The 19,498-nt window shown below is 70.4% G+C and carries 18 protein-coding genes and 1 riboswitch; of the genes, 8 read left to right on the plus strand and 10 right to left on the minus strand.

Translation table 11 applies throughout. The features are described 5' to 3' along the window. The first annotated feature begins 131 nt into the window (after window positions 1-131). Window positions 132-2,192: an elongation factor G-like protein EF-G2 gene (locus tag ACFQRE_RS04135; protein ID WP_380119228.1), complete on the plus strand. Its 2,061-nt coding sequence runs from the start codon at window positions 132-134 to the stop codon at window positions 2,190-2,192. A gap of 12 nt (window positions 2,193-2,204) precedes the next feature. Here ACFQRE_RS04135 and ACFQRE_RS04140 read toward each other — a convergent pair whose 3' ends face one another. Beyond that, window positions 2,205-2,702, minus strand: coding sequence for an aminoacyl-tRNA deacylase (locus tag ACFQRE_RS04140; RefSeq protein ID WP_380119230.1), 498 nt, complete (start codon window positions 2,700-2,702; stop codon window positions 2,205-2,207). Between the two features lie 162 nt (window positions 2,703-2,864). Here ACFQRE_RS04140 and ACFQRE_RS04145 point away from each other — a divergent pair, with 162 nt between their 5' ends. Genes ACFQRE_RS04145 through hutI form a run of 3 tightly spaced genes read left to right on the plus strand, consistent with a single transcriptional unit; the run spans window position 2,865 to window position 6,585 of the window. After that, window positions 2,865-4,064 carry an allantoate amidohydrolase gene (locus tag ACFQRE_RS04145; RefSeq protein WP_380120419.1) on the plus strand — a complete coding sequence of 400 codons (1,200 nt, stop codon included), beginning with the start codon at window positions 2,865-2,867 and terminating at the stop codon, window positions 4,062-4,064. Continuing rightward, window positions 4,061-5,383, plus strand: a complete 1,323-nt coding sequence (locus tag ACFQRE_RS04150) for a formimidoylglutamate deiminase (RefSeq protein WP_380119233.1) — start codon at window positions 4,061-4,063, stop codon at window positions 5,381-5,383. Before ACFQRE_RS04145 ends, ACFQRE_RS04150 begins: the two co-directional genes overlap by 4 nt. Beyond that, complete coding sequence (hutI, locus tag ACFQRE_RS04155) at window positions 5,380-6,585, plus strand: imidazolonepropionase (RefSeq protein WP_380119235.1); 1,206 nt, start codon at window positions 5,380-5,382, stop codon at window positions 6,583-6,585. The genes ACFQRE_RS04150 and hutI overlap by 4 nt, the downstream gene beginning before the upstream one ends. On the opposite strand, the gene ACFQRE_RS04160 is transcribed toward hutI, so the two are convergent. Beyond that, window positions 6,519-7,115, minus strand: coding sequence for a helix-turn-helix domain-containing protein (locus tag ACFQRE_RS04160; RefSeq protein ID WP_380119237.1), 597 nt, complete (start codon window positions 7,113-7,115; stop codon window positions 6,519-6,521). The two genes, hutI and ACFQRE_RS04160, sit on opposite strands and share 67 nt — an antisense overlap. Window positions 7,116-7,319: 204 nt before the next feature. Next, complete coding sequence (locus tag ACFQRE_RS04165; RefSeq protein ID WP_380119239.1) at window positions 7,320-7,598, minus strand: DUF4235 domain-containing protein; 279 nt, start codon at window positions 7,596-7,598, stop codon at window positions 7,320-7,322. Between the two features lie 89 nt (window positions 7,599-7,687). Next, a riboswitch (TPP riboswitch) is annotated at window positions 7,688-7,791 on the plus strand. Window positions 7,792-7,876: 85 nt separating this feature from the next. Here ACFQRE_RS04165 and ACFQRE_RS04170 point away from each other — a divergent pair. The 3 genes from ACFQRE_RS04170 (at window position 7,877) to ACFQRE_RS04180 (ending at window position 12,194) form a co-directional block, all read left to right on the plus strand. Continuing rightward, window positions 7,877-8,578 (plus strand): ECF transporter S component, encoded by a 702-nt coding sequence (locus tag ACFQRE_RS04170; protein ID WP_380119241.1) that lies wholly within the window; start codon window positions 7,877-7,879, stop codon window positions 8,576-8,578. A gap of 1 nt (window position 8,579) precedes the next feature. Beyond that, complete coding sequence (locus ACFQRE_RS04175; RefSeq protein ID WP_380119244.1) at window positions 8,580-10,853, plus strand: ATP-binding cassette domain-containing protein; 2,274 nt, start codon at window positions 8,580-8,582, stop codon at window positions 10,851-10,853. A 123-nt stretch (window positions 10,854-10,976) separates the two neighbouring features. After that, complete coding sequence (locus ACFQRE_RS04180) at window positions 10,977-12,194, plus strand: MFS transporter (protein WP_380119246.1); 1,218 nt, start codon at window positions 10,977-10,979, stop codon at window positions 12,192-12,194. 24 nt (window positions 12,195-12,218) lie between these two features. Here the strand turns inward: ACFQRE_RS04180 and ACFQRE_RS04185 are convergent, their stop codons facing one another. After that, window positions 12,219-12,875: a L,D-transpeptidase family protein gene (locus ACFQRE_RS04185; protein WP_380119249.1), complete on the minus strand. Its 657-nt coding sequence runs from the start codon at window positions 12,873-12,875 to the stop codon at window positions 12,219-12,221. On the opposite strand from ACFQRE_RS04185, the gene ACFQRE_RS04190 reads away from it, so the two are divergent. After that, window positions 12,847-13,203 (plus strand): hypothetical protein, encoded by a 357-nt coding sequence (locus ACFQRE_RS04190; RefSeq protein ID WP_380119252.1) that lies wholly within the window; start codon window positions 12,847-12,849, stop codon window positions 13,201-13,203. The two genes, ACFQRE_RS04185 and ACFQRE_RS04190, sit on opposite strands and share 29 nt — an antisense overlap. Before the next feature lie 118 nt (window positions 13,204-13,321). On the opposite strand, the gene ACFQRE_RS04195 is transcribed toward ACFQRE_RS04190, so the two are convergent. The 6 genes from ACFQRE_RS04195 to ACFQRE_RS04220 are packed head-to-tail and all read right to left on the minus strand — an operon-like array spanning window position 13,322 to window position 19,312. Beyond that, entirely contained in the window at window positions 13,322-14,071 is a 750-nt protein-coding gene (locus ACFQRE_RS04195) for a sugar isomerase domain-containing protein (protein WP_380119254.1), read from the minus strand. Next, window positions 14,064-15,371 carry a hypothetical protein gene (locus ACFQRE_RS04200; protein ID WP_380119257.1) on the minus strand — a complete coding sequence of 436 codons (1,308 nt, stop codon included), beginning with the start codon at window positions 15,369-15,371 and terminating at the stop codon, window positions 14,064-14,066. The genes ACFQRE_RS04195 and ACFQRE_RS04200 overlap by 8 nt, the downstream gene beginning before the upstream one ends. Continuing rightward, window positions 15,368-16,315, minus strand: coding sequence for an N-acetylglucosamine kinase (locus ACFQRE_RS04205; RefSeq protein WP_380119260.1), 948 nt, complete (start codon window positions 16,313-16,315; stop codon window positions 15,368-15,370). Before ACFQRE_RS04205 ends, ACFQRE_RS04200 begins: the two co-directional genes overlap by 4 nt. Then, a complete protein-coding gene (locus ACFQRE_RS04210) occupies window positions 16,312-17,196 on the minus strand; it encodes a carbohydrate ABC transporter permease (protein ID WP_380119262.1) in 885 nt (294 codons plus the stop codon). The genes ACFQRE_RS04205 and ACFQRE_RS04210 overlap by 4 nt, the downstream gene beginning before the upstream one ends. Beyond that, window positions 17,193-18,140, minus strand: coding sequence for a carbohydrate ABC transporter permease (locus tag ACFQRE_RS04215; protein WP_380119264.1), 948 nt, complete (start codon window positions 18,138-18,140; stop codon window positions 17,193-17,195). Before ACFQRE_RS04215 ends, ACFQRE_RS04210 begins: the two co-directional genes overlap by 4 nt. Beyond that, entirely contained in the window at window positions 18,137-19,312 is a 1,176-nt protein-coding gene (locus ACFQRE_RS04220) for an ABC transporter substrate-binding protein (RefSeq protein ID WP_380119267.1), read from the minus strand. Before ACFQRE_RS04220 ends, ACFQRE_RS04215 begins: the two co-directional genes overlap by 4 nt. Between the last annotated feature and the right edge of the window lie 186 nt (window positions 19,313-19,498).

Genomic DNA, 19,498 nt, shown 5'->3' on the forward strand with positions numbered 1-19,498 from the left:
CCTCCTGGCCGGGGGCCTCTTGACGGGCCCGCCTGCCACGGCGGGGTATGCCGAGTGCTTGACACGCGGCATACGCCGCCTTGGGTCTGTGGCTCTTGTGTCTCGGCGTGAGCGGAGGCAAGGTGTGACACGTGAACCGCTCGTCCGGCTCCGACAACGCACCCGCCCCCGCCAGCCCGCGGGAGATTCGCAACGTGGTCCTTGTCGGACCAGCGGGTGCGGGCAAGAGCACGCTCTTCGAGCACCTCGTCGCGGCCCGGGTCGAGGGGCGGCGCCCCAAGGACGATGACCGGCAGTCGTCGACCGGGCTCGTCGCGGCGAGCTTCACGAGCGGTGAGGTCGTGGTCAACCTCCTCGACACACCGGGCAACCCCGACTTCGTCGGTGACGTGCGTGCAGGACTGAGGGCGGCGGATGCCGCCCTCTTCGTCATTTCGGGGGCCGACGGACTCGACGACGCCACCAGGATGCTGTGGCGCGAGTGCGGAGTGACGGGGATGCCGCGTGCCATCGCCGTGACCCGTCTCGAGCAGGCGCGGGCGGACTTCGACGAGACGGTCGCGACCTGTCGGCGGGTGTTCGGTGAGGCCCAGCCCCTGGCGGTGCCGGTGCAGCCGGACGGGCCGGGGACGACGATGACCGGGCTGGTGGATCTCTTGGGGTCGTCGGGGGAGGACGCGCAGGGTCGCAGCACCCTCGTCGAGGCGATCATCGAGGAGTCCGAGGACGAGACGCTGCTCGAGCGCTACCTCGAGGGTGAGGAGGTCGACGTCGCAACGCTTCGGGCCGACCTGCACACAGCAGTGTCGACGGCGCGCTTCTTCCCCGTCCTCCCGACCAACGCGACCCGCGGTGTGGGCATCGAGGAGCTGCTCGACCTCTTCGAGCACGGGCTGCCGTCACCGGCGGACGTGGCACTGCCGCGCGTCTGGCGGACCAATGGTGGCGACTTCGGGGCCGTGACCTGTGACCCCGCCGGACCGCTCGTGGCCGAGGTCGTGCGCACGACCACCGACCAGTTCGTCGGGCGGCAGTCGCTCGTGCGGGTCTTCTCGGGGACGCTGCGGCCCGACGATCCCGTGCACGTCTCAGGGCACCTGCAGCAGTTCGCTACGGGGCAGCTCGGGGGCCACGACGACCACGACGAGGACCTCGACCGGGTGGGTGGTCTGACAGCTCCGCTGGGCGACGAGTCCCGGCCCAAGGCCCACGGCATCGCCGGGGAGCTCGTCCTCGTGTCCCGCCTCGTCGGAGCCGAGACCACGGACACGCTGTCGTCACCGAAGCAGCCGGCGCTCGTCGAGCCCTGGATTCTGCCCGAGCCGTTGCTGCCGGTTGCGATCCATGCCCGCAGCAAGGGAGACGAGGACAAGCTGGCGTCGGTGCTGCAGACGTTGGTGTCCGAGGACGTGACGATGCGCCTCGACCTCAACTCCGAGACGCACCAGGTCGTGCTCTGGACGATGGGGCCGGCGCACCTGGCCCTGCTGACCCGCGCCCTCGAGGAGCATCACCACGTCGCGGTCGAGGCCGAGCCGTTGCGCACGGCGTTGCGCGAGACCTTCATCAGCCCGTGCGAGGTGCAGGGACGACTCGTCAAGCAGTCGGGTGGCCATGGGCAGTATGCGGTGTGCCGCTTGCGGATCGAGCCGCTGGCGCGCGGTGGTGGCTTCGAGTTCGTCGACAAGGTCGTCGGCGGGTCGGTGCCGCGTCAGTTCATCGCATCGGTCGAGAAGGGTGCGCGGGCGCAGCTCGAGAAGGGCGTCCTCAACGGCTATCCCGCGGTCGATGTGCGGGTGACCCTGCTCGACGGCAAGGCCCACTCGGTCGACTCGTCCGACATGGCCTTCCAGACCGCGGCGGGGCAGGCGCTGCGCGAGGCCGCGAACGAGAGCACGGTGTCGATGCTCGAACCCATCGACACGGTGGACATCGAGGTGGGCGACGAGTCCGTGGGCTCGGCGCTCGCGGACCTGCGCGGGCGGCGCGGTCAGGTGCACGGAACCGAGCCCGCGTCCCACGAGGGACGTACCCTGATCCATGCCGAGATCCCGGCGCTGGAGCTCTCGCGCTACCCGATCGACCTGCGCTCCGTGTCGCACGGGACGGGCACGTTCACCCGGAAGTTCGCGCGCTACGACTACCTTCCGCCGCAGCTCGCCAAGGACGTCCTGGGCGGCGCCGGCGCCTGAACCAGCTGCTCGTCAGACAGGGTCGGCGGGGTCCGTGACGTCGGCGACTTCTGCGGCGAGAGCCCGCACCAGGTCGTCCGCTGCCAGGGACACCGAGGTCCCGTGGGCACCGGCGCCCATCGAGATCGTCCGGCCGACCACGGTCGCGTCGACGATGACCGGCCAGGCCGACGTCGACCCGAACGGCGTGATCGTGCCTCGCTCGTAGCCCGTGGCGTCGCGCGCCTTCTCGGCCGGCGGCATCGACAAGCGGTTGACGCCGAGGTGGGCGCGCAGCTTCGGCCACGAGATCTCGCGATCGCCCGGCACCAGCACGAACACGTAGTCACCCGACCCACGCCGCACCACGAGTGACTTCACGATGTCCCGCGGCTCGATCCCGCGTTGCTCCGCGGCCTCGGCGAGCGACGACGCGCGCTGGGTCGAGACGGTGATCCGGTGCTCGATCCCGCTGGTCTCGAGGGCTTCGCGGGCGCGCCGGGCCCCGTCGGTCTCCGTCACTTCGGTCATGGAATCACTCTAGGGCGCGCCCTTTCGTCTGCGATTTCAGACGGGTATGCCGTGGCGGCGCCCCCCGTGACCGTCTCCGGGGTGTGGAATGGCGGGGTGAGTCCCAGTGAAGCGAGTGCCCACGTCCCGGCCGTCCATGATCCGGCGCTGGCCTTCGGCACCATGTGGCGCGACCTCACGCCCATCGGGCGCGATGGCGCGAGCAACGGCTACCACCGCTTCGCCTGGACCCGTGAGGACCACACGCTGCGGGAGTGGTTCGTCGCCCAGGCGCAGGCGCGTGGGCTCGACGTCACCGTGGACCGGGTGGGCAACCAGTGGGCGTGGTGGGGAGACCCAGACGCCGCCCTCGCCGCGGGGCGGCCGGGCATCGTCACCGGCTCGCACCTCGACTCCGTGCCTGACGGTGGCGCCTTCGACGGACCGCTGGGGGTCGTCTCGGCCTTTGCTGCGCTGGATGCCCTGCGCGACAGGGGGTTCGAACCCGACCGGCCCATCGGTGTCGTGAACTTCATCGACGAGGAGGGGGCCCGCTTCGGGGTGGCCTGTGCCGGGTCGCGAGTCCTCACCGGCGCGATGACTGCTGATCGGGCCCGTTCGCTCACCGACGGCGACGGGGTGTCGATGGCCGAGGCGCTGCGTTCTGCCGGCCGTGACCCCGAGTCGCTCGGACCCGACTCCGAGACCGTCCGCCGGGTGGGCACGTTCGTCGAGCTCCACGTCGAGCAGGGCCGGCTCATGTCCGGCCTCGAGGTCGACACCCCGGTCGCCGTGGGCAGCGACATCTGGCCGCACGGTCGCTGGCGGATCCGGACCCTCGGTGAGGCCAACCACGCCGGCACGACCCGCCTCGAGGACCGCGAGGACGCGATGCTCGGCTTTGCCGCGGCGGTCATTGCCGCCCGCCGCGCCGCCGAGACCCACGGCTGCGTCGCCACCATCGGCAAGGTCGCTGTCACCCCCGGCGGCGTCAATGCCATCGCGAGCGAGGTCACCGGGTGGCTCGATGCCCGTGGGTCCGACGAGGCTGCCGTGCGACAGGTCGTCGATGACGTCCGCGAGGTCGTCGCCGACTTCGACGGCCTCGTCATCGAGGACTCCTGGACCGGCACGACCCCCTTCGACCCGGCACTGGTGAGACGCCTCTCGACCCGGCTGGGCGGCATACCCGTCATCGGGACCGGAGCGGGACACGACGCCGGGATCCTCGCCAACGCCGGCGTTCCCACCGCGATGCTCTTCGTCCGCAACCCCACCGGCATCTCGCACTCACCCGAGGAGTTCGCGACCTCGCAGGACTGCCTCGCGGGTGTCGAGGCGCTCACCACGGTCCTCACCGATCTGGCAGGGTCGCCCGCGTGACGACCTACTGGTGTGAACACGCGCAGCTTCCCGACAAGGTCCACCGCGGGGTGCGGCTCACGGTCGTGGACGGACGGTTCTCCGAGATCGCCACGGACACCAAGCCGCGCGACTCCGATGTGAGACTGCGCGGTGTCGTCCTTCCCGGCTTCGCCAATGCCCACAGCCACGCGTTCCACCGGATGTTGCGTGGTCGCACCCACGGCGACGGCGGCAACTTCTGGACCTGGCGCGAACAGATGTATGCCGTCACCGCCCGTCTCGATCCCGACACGTATTTTGCCCTCGCGAGAGGGGTGTTCACCGAGATGGTGGCGTCGGGCTACACCGTGGTCGGAGAGTTCCACTACCTGCACCACGGGCCCGGCGGGAAGCCCTATGACGACCCCAACGCGATGGGCTCGGCCCTCATCGCCGCGGCCGAGGAGGCCGGGATCCGGCTCACGCTCCTCGACACCTGCTACCTGTCCGGTGGGCTCGACTCGGGCGGCCACCTGCCACTCGACGAGGTGCAGACCCGCTTCTCCGACGGGTCCGTGCAGGCCTGGGCCGAGCGCGTGGAGGCGTTGCAGGACACCCCAATGGTGCGGATCGGGGCGGCTGCCCACTCGGTGCGCGCCCTGACCGGGGACCAGCTCGCGGAGTTCGCCACGGTCGTCGGCAACCGGCCCGTGCACGCCCACGTGAGCGAGCAGATGGGTGAGAACCTCACGACCCAGCTCGTCTATGGCGCCAGCCCGGTCGAGCACCTCACCGACACCGGGCTGCTGCGGGAGGGCTTCACCGCCGTCCACGCCACCCACATGTCCGAGGTCGACCTCGACCTCATGGGGCGATCGGGCGCTGGTGCCTGCTTCTGCCCGACCACCGAGCGCGACCTCGCCGATGGCATCGGTCCGGGGTGTGAGCTGGCGGAGCGGGATGTGCCGATCAGTCTCGGCTCCGACCAGCACGCGGTCATCGACCCCTTCGAGGAGATGCGCGGCATCGAGATGCACGAGCGGCTCAAGAGCCATGAGCGTGGACGGTTCGGCATGGCGCAGCTGCTCGAGATGGGGACCTCGGCGGGCTACCGCAGCCTCGGCTGGGACGGTGGCCGCATCGCCGTCGGCGCCCTCGCTGACGTCGTGGCAGTGCGCACCGACAGTCGCCGCACCGGTGGCGTCGCCCCAGCCCAGATCATCTTCGGCGCCACCGGAGCGGACGTCACCGACGTCGTCGTCGGCGGTCGACGGATCGTGTCCAACGGGGTCCACCCGCTCGGACCCGTCGATGACGTCGTCGCCGAGGCGATCGTCGCCGTGCGGAGCGCCCCGTGAGCCTGCCCGACCCCGGAGGCACCGTGGTGATCACGGGGATCGGGGAGCTCGTCACGTGCGATGGCAGCGGCGACGCCGGACTCGGGCTGCGAACCGGAGCAGCCGTCGTGGTCGAGGACGGCCGCATCGCCTGGATCGGCGACTCCGCAGCTGCCCCCGACGCCGACCGTAGGGTCGACCTCGAGGGCCGAGCAGTCTCCCCCGGGTTCGTCGACAGCCATAGCCACCTGGTCTTCGACGGTGACCGGTCGGCGGAGTTCGCGGCGCGCATGACGGGGGAGCGCTACGACGGAGGAGGCATCGGCGTCTCGGTCGCTGCGACCCGTGCCGCTTCCGACGATCGCCTCCGTGAGCTCGTGGGCCAACGAGTCCGAGAGATGCGCGACCAGGGCACGACGACGGTCGAGATCAAGAGTGGCTACGGCCTCACCGTCGAGGACGAAGCCCGATCCCTCAGCATCGCGAGCGAGTTCACCACGGAGACAACGTTTCTCGGCGCGCACGTCGTGCCACCGGAGGCGCGTGGGGAGCGGGCGGCATACCTGGATCTCGTCACGGGACCGATGCTGGAAGCCTGCGCGCCCTACGCGAAGTGGGCCGACGTCTTCTGCGAGCCGAACTCACCCCACGCCTTCACCGAGGACGAGTCCCGGGCCGTCCTGGCGGCCGCCCGCGAGGCCGGTCTCGGTCTGCGGGTCCACGGCAACCAGCTCGGCCACGGTCCGGGTGTGCAGCTCGCGGTCGAGCTCGGCGCCGCGAGCGTCGACCACTGCACCTACCTCTCCGACGCCGACATCGACGCCCTGGTGGGTTCGGCCGCGACCACCGTCGCGACCCTGCTCCCCGGAGTGGAGTTCTCGACGCGCTCGCCCTATCCGGATGCCCGCAAGCTGCTTGACGCCGGCGTCTCCATCGCGCTGGCGACCGACTGCAACCCGGGCACGTGCTACTCGAGCTCGATGCCGTTCGTCATCGCGCTGGCCGTGCGCGAGATGGGGATGACGCCGGGCGAGGCCGTGTGGGCGGCCACCGCCGGGTCGGCCAAGGCGCTGCGCCGCAACGACATCGGTCGGGTCGCCGTGGGCGGACCCGCCGACCTCGCCGTGCTCGACGCGCCGAGCCACCTGCACCTCGCCTATCGCGCCGGTGTCCCCATCGCCCGCGCCGTGTCCGAGACGAGGGGTGTGCCTTCGTCGTCGTAGCCGTAGGCCGCCACGTCCGCGTGCGACAGGACGCGGACGGGGGCCCCGAGGAGTAGTCCAATGTGCCCCGAGGCCGCCATCAGCGGCAGCCTGTCCGCCCCGGGCGGCACGGTGACCCCGATGAGGACTCGACAGTCGATGGCCTCTGTCCCGTCTGCGACGCCACCATAGAGGCGCGGATCGGCGCCGCCCGCCGAGGTGAGCAGGGTGAGAACCTCCTCCAACCGTGCGGTGAGCCTGCGCCCGATCGGTCCTGGGAAGCGCGCATGGGATGCCTTCCCCACGGCACCGCCCGCATCGGCCGGGTCGCTCGCGTGCCGGACAATCCACTCGAGATCGCAGCCGCAGGCCGCGACGAGCCGCTCCAGGGCAGCGACTGTCGGCTGCTGCTGACGTGCCTCGTATCGGGCGACGACGGTCTGGCTCACGCCCGCGCGCTCGGCCAGCTCCGCCTGAGTGAGTCCCTGCTGCCTGCGGGCGCGGCGGAGAATCTCTCGCGCCGTCGTGGAGACCGTGGTGTCACGCTTCATGGCACCACGATGGCGGGGTCCGCGTGGACTGGCGTCGAGTTGTCCACAGGCAAGCCCGATGCCGACGTCGGCCGAGGGTGTGTACGTCGTGAGGGTCGATAACCCATAGGTGTTGGGCTACACACCTATGGGTTATCGACCCACACGAACACCCCTACAGGCCCCTGGGGCGCCAACCCACGGCCAACGCGACCCAGGAACAACTCAGAGGTCGCGGTCAGTGATCTCCGCCGGCTTGTGACCGGCGGACTTCGCGTAGAACTGCGCTGCCTTGCGGGTCGCCAGCGTGCGAGCGACACCGGCCGCGAGACCGGTGAGGGCGGCATACGCCAACGCGGCCGCGAAGGGCGAGTCGGGGTCCTTGGGGTCGATGGCCTTGTCCTGACCGGCCTTCTGCCAGATCTGGTCGGCCACCTTGGTCGCGGCGAGACCAGCCAGGATCGCCGAGCCGGTTCCGATGATCTTCCACACGGTGCTGCCCACGGTCACTCCTTGACGGTTGCGGTGCCCGCGCAAAAGACGGGCTCCTCTCTCGTTCCACCCTGCCACAGCCGGGGAGTAGGGTGACCATCGTCAAACGACAGGGGAGCGCACCACGCGCTGAGAGTGCGGGCAACCGCAGACCCTCACACCTGATCCGGTTCGCACCGGCGTAGGGAGTCGAGTCTCAGGTGACTGAGCGGCACACGGCGTGTGTGCCGACTGGTCACCTCCCCGAGGTATCCAACGGCCCTGCGCCGGAGACCACGGGAGAAAATTTCATGGCAACACACACCACGGAGCCGGCCACCGCCGACTCCAGCAACACCAACAACACGACAGGCACGAACCCGGGCGGCGGACTCCTGCGCGCCCGAAGCATCCTCGCGACCCGCCCCCTCATGGGGTGGCGGACCGTCGACATCCTCACGATCACCTTCCTCGGCGCGGCCCTCGGTATCGCGTTCTGGGGTTGGGGCGTGTTCTACAACGGGCCGCTGAGCGCCATCACGTTCGGGTTCGCCCCGCTCGGTGGGCTCTTCGCCGGGCCGTGGTTCCTCGCCGGAGTCGTCGGCGGTCTCGTCGTGCGTCGCCCCGGTGCGGCTCTCCTCTGCGAGGTCGTGGCGGCGCTCGTCTCGATGATCCCCGGCACGGAATGGGGCGCGACGACGCTCGTGTCGGGCATCGTCCAGGGCCTGGGCACGGAGCTCGTCTTCGCGCTCCTCGGCTACCGGCTCTTCGGCATCGCGGCGGCCATGCTCGCGGGTGCCATGGCGGGTCCGTTCGCCGCGTTCTACGAGTCGTTCACGTGGATCCAGGACTGGTCCTTCGCGTGGAAGCTCGCCTACGCCGGTGTCCTTGCCGTCTCGGGCGCGGTCGTCGCCGGTGGTGGTGGGTGGTTGCTCACCCGGGCCCTGGCAGCGGCTGGCGCGCTCAACGCGTTCCCTCCCGGCCAGGAGCACCGCGAGAACCGCGCTGTCTGACGTGATCGCGCACGACGCCGGCGCCGGTGGAGGGGCCGGCACCGTCGACGGCGCTGACCGTGTGGTGGGCGGCCACGTCACCCTCGAGGGGGTGACGTGGCGGCCGTACGGTCGGCGCGAACCCGTCCTGCGCGAGATCTCGCTGTCCATCACCCCGGGCCAACGCGTGCTGCTCGTGGGTCCGAGTGGCTCGGGCAAGTCGACGTTGCTGCGGGCGATCGCCGGTCTCCTCGAGACCGCTGACGCCGGTGAGCTGTCGGGCTCGGTGGCCATCGACGGTCATAGCCCGGGGTCGCGCGCCGGTGAGGTCGGGCTCGTCCTCCAGGAGCCGGGTGCCGGGGTGGTCGCCTCCTCGATCGGGCGCGACGTCGCGTTCGGTCTCGAGAACGTGGGTATGCCGCGTGCCGGCATGCCGCCCGCCATCCGTGCCGCTGTGGCTGCGGTGGGACTGGGCCTGCCCCTCGACACCCCGACGGGCGCCCTGTCCGGGGGCGAGACGCAGCGGTTGGCTCTCGCGGGTGCGCTGGCCCTCGCGCCAAGCGTGCTCCTGCTCGACGAACCCACGGCCATGCTCGATCCGGGCCACGCCGCCCAGGTGAGGGCAAGTGTGGAAGGTGCGCTCGCGGCATACCCGATCACGACGGTCGTCGTCGAGCACGTCCTCGGACCGTGGGTCGACCTCGTCGACCGGATGCTCGTCCTCGACGCCGACGGGGTCCTCGTCGCCGACGGGTTGGTGCACGAGGTGCTCGCCCGCGAGCGGCAGCGGCTGCTCGACCTGGGTATCTGGGTGCCCGACGCGCCACCGCCCACCCCCCTGGCGTCCGGCGCCCTGGTGGCCAGGGCGTCGAGCCGTCGGACGGAGCAGGTCACGGCGACCCCGCTGACGATCGAACGCACGACTCGACTGCTGGACGGATCCTCGCGCACGCAGACCGCGGCCCGGCTGGATGTGGCGCTGACCCCAGTAGCCAGCACGGCCACCGCCCTGGTCGGGCCGAGTGGCTCGGGCAAGTCGACGGTGCTGCTGGGCTTCGCCGGGGCGTTGAAGCCGAGGCTGGGCTCGATCGATGCCGCAGGGTCGCCGGTCGCCGACCTCTCGACCCGCGATCTCGCCGCCCACGTCGGTTGGGTGCCGCAGTGGTCCAGCTCGACGATCATCGGGCGCACCGTCCTCGACGAGGTGCTCGTCGCGAGCCACGCGTTGGGCGAGGAGTCGGCCGAACGCGTCGTCGAGGCCCACGCTCTGCTGATGGCTCTCGGCCTCAGCCACCTCGAGGGTGCCGACCCGCGCGAGCTCTCCGGCGGGGAGCAGCGCCGCCTCGCCATCGCCTCGGCGATTCTTCACCAACCGCCGCTGTTGCTGGCGGATGAGCCCACGGTGGGCCAGGACCGGCACACGTGGGCCGCCGTCGTCGGCCTCCTCGACTCCTATCGCGCAGCCGGGGGAGCGGTCCTCGTCTCCACGCACGACGAGGCGCTCATCAAGCGCTCAGACCATGTCGTCGAGCTCGCGACGCCGCCCAAGGAGCCGCCGCCCCCGGAGCCGCGTCGCGTGCTCGCCGGACGGGCAGGTCCTCTCGCCCTGATGCTCGGCGCACTCGTGGCGATCCCGGCCGGCATCATCCCCGGGCACTGGCGCACCTCGCTCCTGGTGCTCGCCGTCCAGGTGGTGCTGGCCTGCATGGCTCTGTCCGCCCCCGGTGCGGGTGCCCGTCCGACGGGTCGGCTGCGTCGCGTGGTGTTGCGGCTGCTGCCCGGAGTGCTCGGTGGGCTCTCTGTCGGCTGGTCGACGTGGCTGCTCGGTGGGCACGACACGACGACGGCGTTCACCGCGGCTCTGCGCGTGCTCATCATCGTGCTGCCGTCAGCGGTGCTCCTGCCGTTCGTCGACCCGGACCGGCTCGGCGACCACCTCGCCCAACGCCTGCGCATGCCGGCCCGTCCCGTCGTCGCCCTCGCCGCGGCCCTGCAGCGGGTGCACACGTTCGGGGCGGTGTGGTCGGAGATCTCGCTGGCCCGGCGGGTGCGCGGGCTCGGCATGGACCCGCGTCGGCCCGTGGCGATGGTGCGTGACCTCGCGACCGTGACGTTCGGACTGTTGGTGCGGACGCTGTGGATGGCGGCCGACCTGGCTGTCGCGATGGACGCGCGTGGCTTCGCGTCGGCGTCGAGGCGCGCCTGGTTCGCCACCGCACCCTGGCGACTGGCCGACACCGTGGTCGTCCTGGCGTCACTGGTCCCCATCGCCGCCGCTCTCCTCGCCCGTCCCTAGCTCACCCAATTGGACGGTTAGGGACGTGGAGACTTCAACGTCCGCAACCGTCCAATTGGTGAGTTAGGGACATGAAACGGGGGCGGGGGAATGTCGGAGGGGCGCGGCATACTTGTCCCTGCCATGACCACCCCCACTCCCGCGCCGGTTGAGCGTGTCCGCATCCCGCGCGAGATCTGGGTGCTCGTCGCCTCCGCGTTCGTCATCGCGCTCGGCTTCGGCCTCATCACGCCCGTCCTGCCGCAGTTCGCGCAGAGCTTCGGGGTCGGCGCCACCGCGAGCGCGGTCGTGGTCAGCGTCTTCGCGTTCTTCCGGCTGGTCTTCGCTCCTGCGGGTGGCGCCCTCATCGTCCGCCTGGGTGAACGCCCGATCTACCTCGCCGGCCTCCTCATCGTTGCGGCGTCGACGGCGGCCACGGCGTTTGCGCACTCCTACTGGCAGCTCGTCGTCTTCCGCGGTCTCGGGGGCATCGGCTCGGTGATGTTCACCGTCTCGGCCACGGCGCTCATGGTGCGTCTCGCCCCACCGTCGATCCGTGGCCGGGTGTCCTCGGCCTACGGCTCGGCGTTCCTCATCGGCGGCATCGGTGGTCCTGCCGTCGGTGGCGCCCTCGGCGGCCTCGGTCTGCGAGTGCCTTTCCTTGCGTATGCCGCCGCGCTCGTCCTCGCTGCGGCTCTCGTCGCGATCTTCATCAACGGCCACGCCCTGCGTCCCGCTCCCGACGCACCCGTGCTCCCGGTCATGACCGCGCGAGAAGGGTGGCAGGACAGCGCCTTCCGCGCGGGTCTGGTCTCCGGCTTCGCCAACGGGTGGGCCAACTTCGGGGTGCGCAACGCGATCATCCCGCTCTTCGTCGCGGCCAACATCGGCAAGGAGCCGTGGCTGGCCGGTGCCGTCCTCGCGATCTATGCCGGGGGCAACGCCATCGGCATGAATGTCGCCGGACGCCTCAGCGACACCGTCGGCCGCAGACCCTTCATCATCGGCGGCCTCGCGGTGGCTGGGGTCGCGACCATCGCCACCGGCTTCGCGACGACCTTCCCCGTCCTCGTCGCCCTGTCCATCGTCGCCGGGATCGGCTCGGGTGCGCTCAACCCGTCGCAGCAGGCGAGCATGGCCGACGTCATCGGGCGGGACCGCAACGGCGGTCCGGCGCTCGCGGCGTTCCAGATGTCTGCCGATGCCGGCGCGATCATCGGGCCGATCATCGCCGGTGCCCTCGTCGACTCCGGGAGCTTCGCTCTGGCCTTCGCGGTCACGGGTCTCCTGAGCCTGCTCGCGACGATTCCGTGGTCGCGTGCCCGCGAGACCCTGCCGCGTGAGGCCGTTCTGTCCCGCTGACCTTTCGGTCGCCTGAAGGTCCGGTCAGCGCACGAGGACGGTCGAGCCCTTCGGCATGAGGTCACGCGCCCAGATCATGTTCATCGCGGAGTTGCTCACGCGGGCGCAGCCGTGCGAGGCCGGGTGGGCCGGGATCGACGGCGACCCGTGCACGGCATACCCGCCGTGGAAGTAGCGCGGCCGCCACATGGTCCCGAGGAAGCCCTCATCGGAGCCATCGACGGTGTAGTAGACCGTGAACGTGCCCTTGGGCGTTCGCGCGGTCGCGGTGTTGCCTTTCTTGGTCTCGTACTCGTAGCCGCCCCCGGTGCTCGTGTTGAGGATGTACTTGACCTCGCCACCCCGCACGATCATGAGGATCTGGCGCTTGAGGTTGATGTCGATCCCGTTGCCCGAGAGGTTCGTGCTCGGCCGGACGCCGTTGGCCAGGGCCTTCTGCGTCGCGGGTCCGACGTTGCCGTCCCGCGACAGGCCCGCGCTCTTCTGTAGGGCCCACACCGCCTGACGGGTGAGGGAACCGTAGTGCCCGTCGGGCTCGCCGAGCCAGTAGCCGAGGGCGCTGAGCCGCTGCTGGAGGGCGAGCACCTTGGGGCCGCGGTCGCCGATCCGCAGATCGGTCCGGACGGGCGTGGGGGGCTTCGACGGCTCCGTCTTGGCCGGCACGCTCTGGGTCGGCTTCACCTTCGGCGTCGTCGAGGGGGCCGGCTGGGCCGAGCTCGGTCGCGGTGTGAGCGTGACCGGGGGCAAAGTCGCGGGGGTCGCGGGCGTCGTGGGGGTCACCAAGGGCGTGATCACGGGCGTGGGCGTGGACTGGTCCGTGCTGGCCGTGCGCGCGGGCTGCGTCGCCCTGCTCACCGACGATCCCGCCTGGGGTTGCTCAGGCGTCGGCCCGCAGGCGCTCAGCCCCACTGCCAGCGCTGCCGCAACCGACACACTCGCCACACCCCGCCGGACACTCCCTGACACGTCGTTCCCCTCTGTCGCGTTCGAGATGCCTCACGGATCATGACGCGCTGGGCGGGTTGGAGGTTGCGTCTGTTGCCAACTCGTGACCGGTCAAGGATGCCCGACGTGCGCTTCGGAACGAGGGAGGCAGGCTGTCGTGCGGCTCTTTGCGGGGTCGCGTCTTACGGCTCGATGGGGCGGATCCGCGCGCCGTACATCGAGTACAGGCTGGCGTTGTGTGCGTCGCCGAGGGGCGTGTTGGCCGAGAGGTAGACCGGCACCGGCGCGCTGATCTCCTCGAGGGCTCTGCACGTGGCTTCGGTCAGCAGCTGGGCGATGAGGACGCCCGTCAGCGATGACACCGCCCCGATTCGCTGCCCGCCGTCGAGCTGGATCGTGGCATCGCCTCGCGGCGCACGGTTGTCGATCCCGACGTCGGCGAGGTCGGCCAAACGCCGACCAGAGTCGTCGCGTGACGCCACGCCGCGGGTGTGGCTCATCGACGTGATCGCGACCAGAGGGTGCCCGTTGGCCTTGACGAGAGATGCCATCTCCACGATTGCGGCGTTGATGCCGGAGTTGGACGCGATGACGAACAGGTCGGTGGGCTGCGGCCGGGCGAGCTCATAGATGCGAGCCGCCAGCCCGGGCTCTCTCTCGTAGGTCGGGTCGAGGATCGAGGTGGGGTCGACGCCTCCGAACATGACGAGATCCTTGACGCTGAGCATTCCCACCGACGCGAGTCCGCCGGCTCGTGCCGCCAGCTCGAGCGCGACGATGCGGGAGTGCCCCGTCCCGTAGGCCTGGACCACCCCTCCGTCGCGAATACTGGCGGCCATCAGCTGTGCAGCGGCGAGCACGGCCTCCATCTGGCTCGTGATGACGTCATCGACGACCGACCGTGCGACGTTCGCGTACTCCAGCTCAGACAAGGGACTGCTCCTGATCGTTGGTTTCGTGGGTGCGGTGGGCGAGCTCGACAGCCACATCGACGACCTGCTCTCCGCTCCCGGCGGCGACGGGGCTGACCAGCACCTCGTAGCCGACGTCGGAATCGCGTGTGGGCAGATAGCCCAGGTAGCCGTTCGTGTAGCCCAGCACCACGGTCTGCTCCGGAACCGGCGCCCGGCGTCGGATCTCGGTGCCGAGGGCGAGGAAGAGCTCTGCGGGCACGGCCGCGAAGGTCACACCGGACACGTGGGCGACGGCGATCTCGATGGAGATCGTCGCTGGGTGCCGGGCGGCGCGGTGGGTGGCGATCTCGTGCCCCTGACGAAGGACGTGAAGGAGCCTCTTGTCCCGCACTGCCAGGTCCGGGCCGGGTGCACTGCTCAGGAGGGCGCCGTCAGGGTCGTCTCCCTGCTTGACCATGAGCGTCACGGTCCGGGTCGCCACCGAGGCGTCTGGGGTGTCGGCAGACGCGACGGCGGATCCCGCAGTGTGGGCGAGCAGGGCGTCCTTGATCGCCCCGGAGGCGGCATCGGCAACCACGTCGCCCAGCCGGTCGATCTCGCGCGGTTCGCGATCCCGACGGCTGAACCGGGTGCTGATGTCTCCGGCTGCGCCGGTCGCGGTGACCACCCAGGGTGTGCCCGTCGGCCCGTCCGGAAACCGACGCTTCAGGGCTCGACGGATGCCGCCGCTGAGGTCCGCGCTCGCGAGGGTGTTCTCGGCCCCGAGCACGGTGGGGTGGACGGGTGTCACCACGAGCAGGCCCAAGAGCTCGGCGTGGCTCGATGCCACGACGATGTCGATGGGGATCCCCTGGGGCCCTGTCGTGCTCATCGTGCGATCACCTGCGAGGCCCTTGACCTCGACGCGGACAGCGTCGAGACGACCGGGCGCCTGCGCCTCGGTCGCCGCGCGGGCGGCGCTGACGGATGCCTCCACGAGTCGGCTCATCACGGCCGGCGGTGTCACGTCACCGCCGGGGTGGCAGCCGCTCTCCGGCCCCGCGTGGGTGTGGGTGGCGGCCAGCCACACGCCAGAGATGCCGAGCTGGGTCAGGAGGGCGTCGCGCACGGCCAGCACGGCGTCACGGTTCACGCACACGAGGTCGACGACGACGAGTGCCCAGTGCAGGTCGCCCCCGCCGGTCACGTCGACGACGACGGCGTGCACCTCGAGAGGGTCCTGGGTCCCACGCACCCCGCCTTCGCGGTCGGCGTAGCCACCCATGGCCTCACCCTGCGTGACCGGCATGAAGGCGGTGCCGTGTCCGAGCCGCATCACGCTGCAGTCCCTTGCCGTGCCATGAGCCCCGCATAGATGCCGGGTTCGTCCGATCGGGCCAACGTCACCGCGCCGGACAGTGAGTCGCCCGCCGGCGGGGTGAGCTCGAGGCCAGCGGCGTCCAGCGCCGCGTGGAAGGCGCGTCTCACGGGACCCGCCCCGGTGAGCAACCGCCCGGCATACGACACGGAGGGTGCCTCCGAGTCGACTCCGACGGCTTGGGCTGCCGCTATGGCGGTGGCGGCCAGGTCGGTCCCGGCCGAGTCGCAGATCGACCGCGCGACCTCGTCGCCGTGCTCGGCGTGCCGCGCGACGATACGGGCGAGCCCGGACACGAAGGCGACGCGGTCGGGGCGGCGGTGGAGGCGCTGGAGGGCTTCGAGGTCGGCGCCACCGAGGGCCGCGAAGATCTCGTCGCCCATGCTGGTGGTCATGCCGGTGCGGTCGGCCGCGGCGGCTGCTGCTCGCAGAGCACTCTGGCCGATGTCGTGGGCGCTGCCGCGGTCGCCGACGGCAGGACCCCACCCGTCGCGCCGGGCCCACCTGCCGTCCGCCGCGACCGCGATGGCGACTGACCCGGTCCCCGCCGAGAGGACGGTCCCGGGGCGCGCCAGGGCGCCGGCGTGCGCGGTGACCACGTCGTCGACCAGCACCACCCTCGCCGAGAACATGGCTGCGAGCGTCACCTTGAGCACCTCTCGATCCGCGTCGTGGCCCGGGAGCCCGGTGAGTCCTGCACACAGGCGGGTGGGGACATCGTCGCCCAGGCTCCCGGCCGCGGCACGGACGGCCGCGACAAGGTCGTCGAGGTCGGCGCCGGACTCGGACGTGTAGGCGAAGCCCCCGCTCTCGCCCTGCCACAGCACGTGTCCTTCGTCGTCGGTGGCGAGTACCCGCGTGGCCGACTTGCCGCTGTCGATGCCGATGAAACGCCGCGTGCTCATTTGCCGATGCCGGCGGTGAGGCCCGCCACGATCTGCTTCGTCGCGAAGACGAAGACGAGGACCAGAGGCGCAAGGGCAAGGACGAGTCCGGCGAAGAGCGCTCCGCGGTCGGCGGCATACTCGCCGATGAAGCGGGTCAGGCCGACGGGGATCGTGTACTTGTCGTCGGAACGGATGAGCACGAGCGGGTAGAAGAAGTCGTTCCAGATGGGCGCGAACTGGAACACCGTGACGGCCGCCAGAGCTGGCCGCATGAGCGGCAGCACGACCGAGCGGAAGATGCGCCACTCGTTGGCGCCGTCGATGAGGGCAGCCTCCTCGAGCTCGGAGGGCACCCCACGCAGGAAGCCCATGAGCACGAAGACTGCGAAGGGGATCCCGCCGGCGGCATACAGCAGCACGAGGCCGATCCGGCTGTCGATGAGACCGGCGGACTGGAACATGTAGAACACGGGGAGCAGACCGAGCTTGGCCGGAATCATCAGGCCGGCGATCACGTAGGCGGCAAGGACGGCGCCGCCGCGGAACTGCCAGCGTGCCAAGCCGTAGGCCAGCATGCTCGCGAGCCCGACGCAGAGCGTGACCGCCGCCACCGACACGAGTGCCGAGTTGAGGAAGTAGGTGGACAGCGAAGCCGTCTCCCAGGCCCGCGCGTAGTTCGCGAGCCCGGCGCCACCGGGCAGGCCGATGGGTTCGGAGAGGAGGTCGCTGTTGGTGCGGAAGGACCCGACGAGGACGAGCAGGATCGGTCCGAAGGCGACCACGGCGTAGGCGCACAGCAACAGCTGGACGCCCACGATCCGGGCGGTCGGCCTGCGGCGGTCGGGCCGAGGCGCGGCCTGGCGCGGCGAGGCGCGTCGTGGAGCGAGAGTGGCGGTCACAGCTGCACCTCTCGGCGGCGAAGGGCTCGTTCGAGCAGGAGGGCCACGCCGAAGATCACGACGAACATGAGCATGGCGACGGCGGAGGACTCCCCGATGGCGTTGGACCCGCCCCGGAACGCCGTCCGGTAGTAGAGCAGGCCGAGGACATCCATCGAACCGCCCGGGCCACCGCTCGTCCCGCCAAGGGCATAGACGAGATCGAAGACGTTGAAGCACCCGATAAAGGTGAGCACGGTGATGACGCCCACCGCAGGGATCAGCAGCGGGAAGCGGATCTTCCAGAAGAGCGTCCACGGCCGCGCACCGTCGATCTGTGCTGCTTCCTCGAGCTCCTCGGGAATGCCCCCCAAGGCAGCACCGAAGATGAGCAGGGGGCCACCGATCCACTGCCAGGCATTGACGAGGATGAGCACCGGAAGGGCCAGGTCGGGGTCGCCCAGCCAGGGCTGGGCCCAGCTCTCGAGGCCGATCGCCTCGAGTCCGGCGTTGAACGGGCCGAAGGTGGGGCTGAGCAGGAGCGACCAGAGGTAGCCGACGATGAGCGGGCTGATGAGGAACGGCATCGAGAAAAGGGTCTGGAAGAAGCGCTTGCCCCTGGGGTTGCGATGCAGGAGCAGCGCAAGGCCGAGTCCGATGGTGTTCTGGATGGCCATCGTGCCGACGAAGAAGAGGACGTTGTGCAGCAGGGCGCTCGACAGCTCTGAGCTGATCGGGTACCTCGTGAGCACCTCGACGTAGTTGCCCAGTCCCACGAAGGCGCCTCGGGTCGTCCCCTGCCATGTGAAGAAACCGTAGACCAACGCGGTGAGGAGCGGATAGATCACCATCGCTGAGTACAGGCCAGCGCCGGGAAGGCAGAACGCCAGGACCCAGCGCCGGGAGACGCGGCGGCCACGCGCAGGACCGCCGCGTCCGCCGCGTCCGCCGCGGCGTCCCGTCACGGCTTCGGCTTGAACCACTGGTCGACGCCGCGCTGGATCGAGGCGCCGGCCTGTGCCGCCGTGGACTTGCCGAGGACGGCGTTGGAGAACTCCTTCGACGCGAGGTCCCACGCGCCGGGGGTTCCGGCCGAGAAGTAGGCATAGGTCAGGTAGGGACTCGGGTTGGCTGCGTAGTCCTTGACCGCCTGCGCCAGCACTTCACCCTTGGGTTCGACCCCGGGCACCGGGGAGATCTGCTGCAGCTCGTCGGAGAACGCCTGCCCGAACTCGGCTCCGGCCATCCACGTCACCAGCTCGAGGGCGGCGGCCTTGTTGGGGGTCTTGGAGGACACGCCGAAGGAACCGTCGACGAAGCCGGGAACCAGCGTCTTCTGCGAGACCGCGTCCGGCGCCGGAGGTGCATTGAAGATTCCGATGTTGAGCTCCGGGTTTGCCGTCTTGAAGCCCGCCACCTCCCACACACCACCCGGGAAGGCCGCTGCCTTGCCCGAGGCGAACTGGGCCTTGGCGTCGTCGTAGCCCACGCCGGTGGCCTTCGGGGACCAGTAGGGCTTGGTGCTGAGCCACGTGTTGACGGACGCGACCCAGGCGTCGTCGGTGAACTTGCCCTTGCCGCTCATCATGCGGTCGCGCTGCTCCGTGCCGCCGTAGCGCGTCGCACCAAAGATCTCCTGCTGGATCGGCAGCATCCAGGTGTCGGTGACGGTCGCGGCCAGCGGCACGACGCCCGCCTTCTTGAGCTTGTCGAAGCCCGCGGTCATCTCTGCCCACGTGGTCGGGACGGACAGGCCGTGCTTCGCGTAGAGGTCCTTGTTGTAGATGACGTGCATGGTCTGGATGGCGAAAGGCACGCCATAGACCTTCTGGTCGCTCTGGCTGCGGGCACCGTCGAGCACATCGGACGGGTAGCCCTTGAGGGCGGGAACGGTCGAGTCCAGCTCCACGAGCGATCCTGCACCGGCGAGCGGCTGAAGGAGGCCGTAGGACCGGAGCTGTGCGACGTCGGGTCCGTTCGTGCCGGTGAGCCCCGTCTTGAGGATGGTGTCGTACTCGGTGTTCTTGTAGGGGACGTACTCGACGGTCACGCCGGGATGCTTGTCCTCGTAGAGCTTGAAGATCTTCTTGTATGCCGCGACGTCCTCCTGTCGCCAGCCCCAGACCTTGAGCGTCACGGGCCCATCCTTCGAGCTGTCCGTCCCGCCCCCTCCGTCCGTGCCCGCTGTGCTCGGCGAGCACGCGGCCACGACACCAACCAGCACGGCCAACGATGCGGTCCTTGTCCATCGAGTGCCCACCGGGGCCTCCTTCGCTCTGCGACCGGTCGGGTGACCCTTGTCGATGGCAGGACGATAATACTG

Source organism: Knoellia pratensis, assembly GCF_042666395.1.
In the GTDB taxonomy this organism is placed as follows: domain Bacteria; phylum Actinomycetota; class Actinomycetes; order Actinomycetales; family Dermatophilaceae; genus Knoellia; species Knoellia pratensis.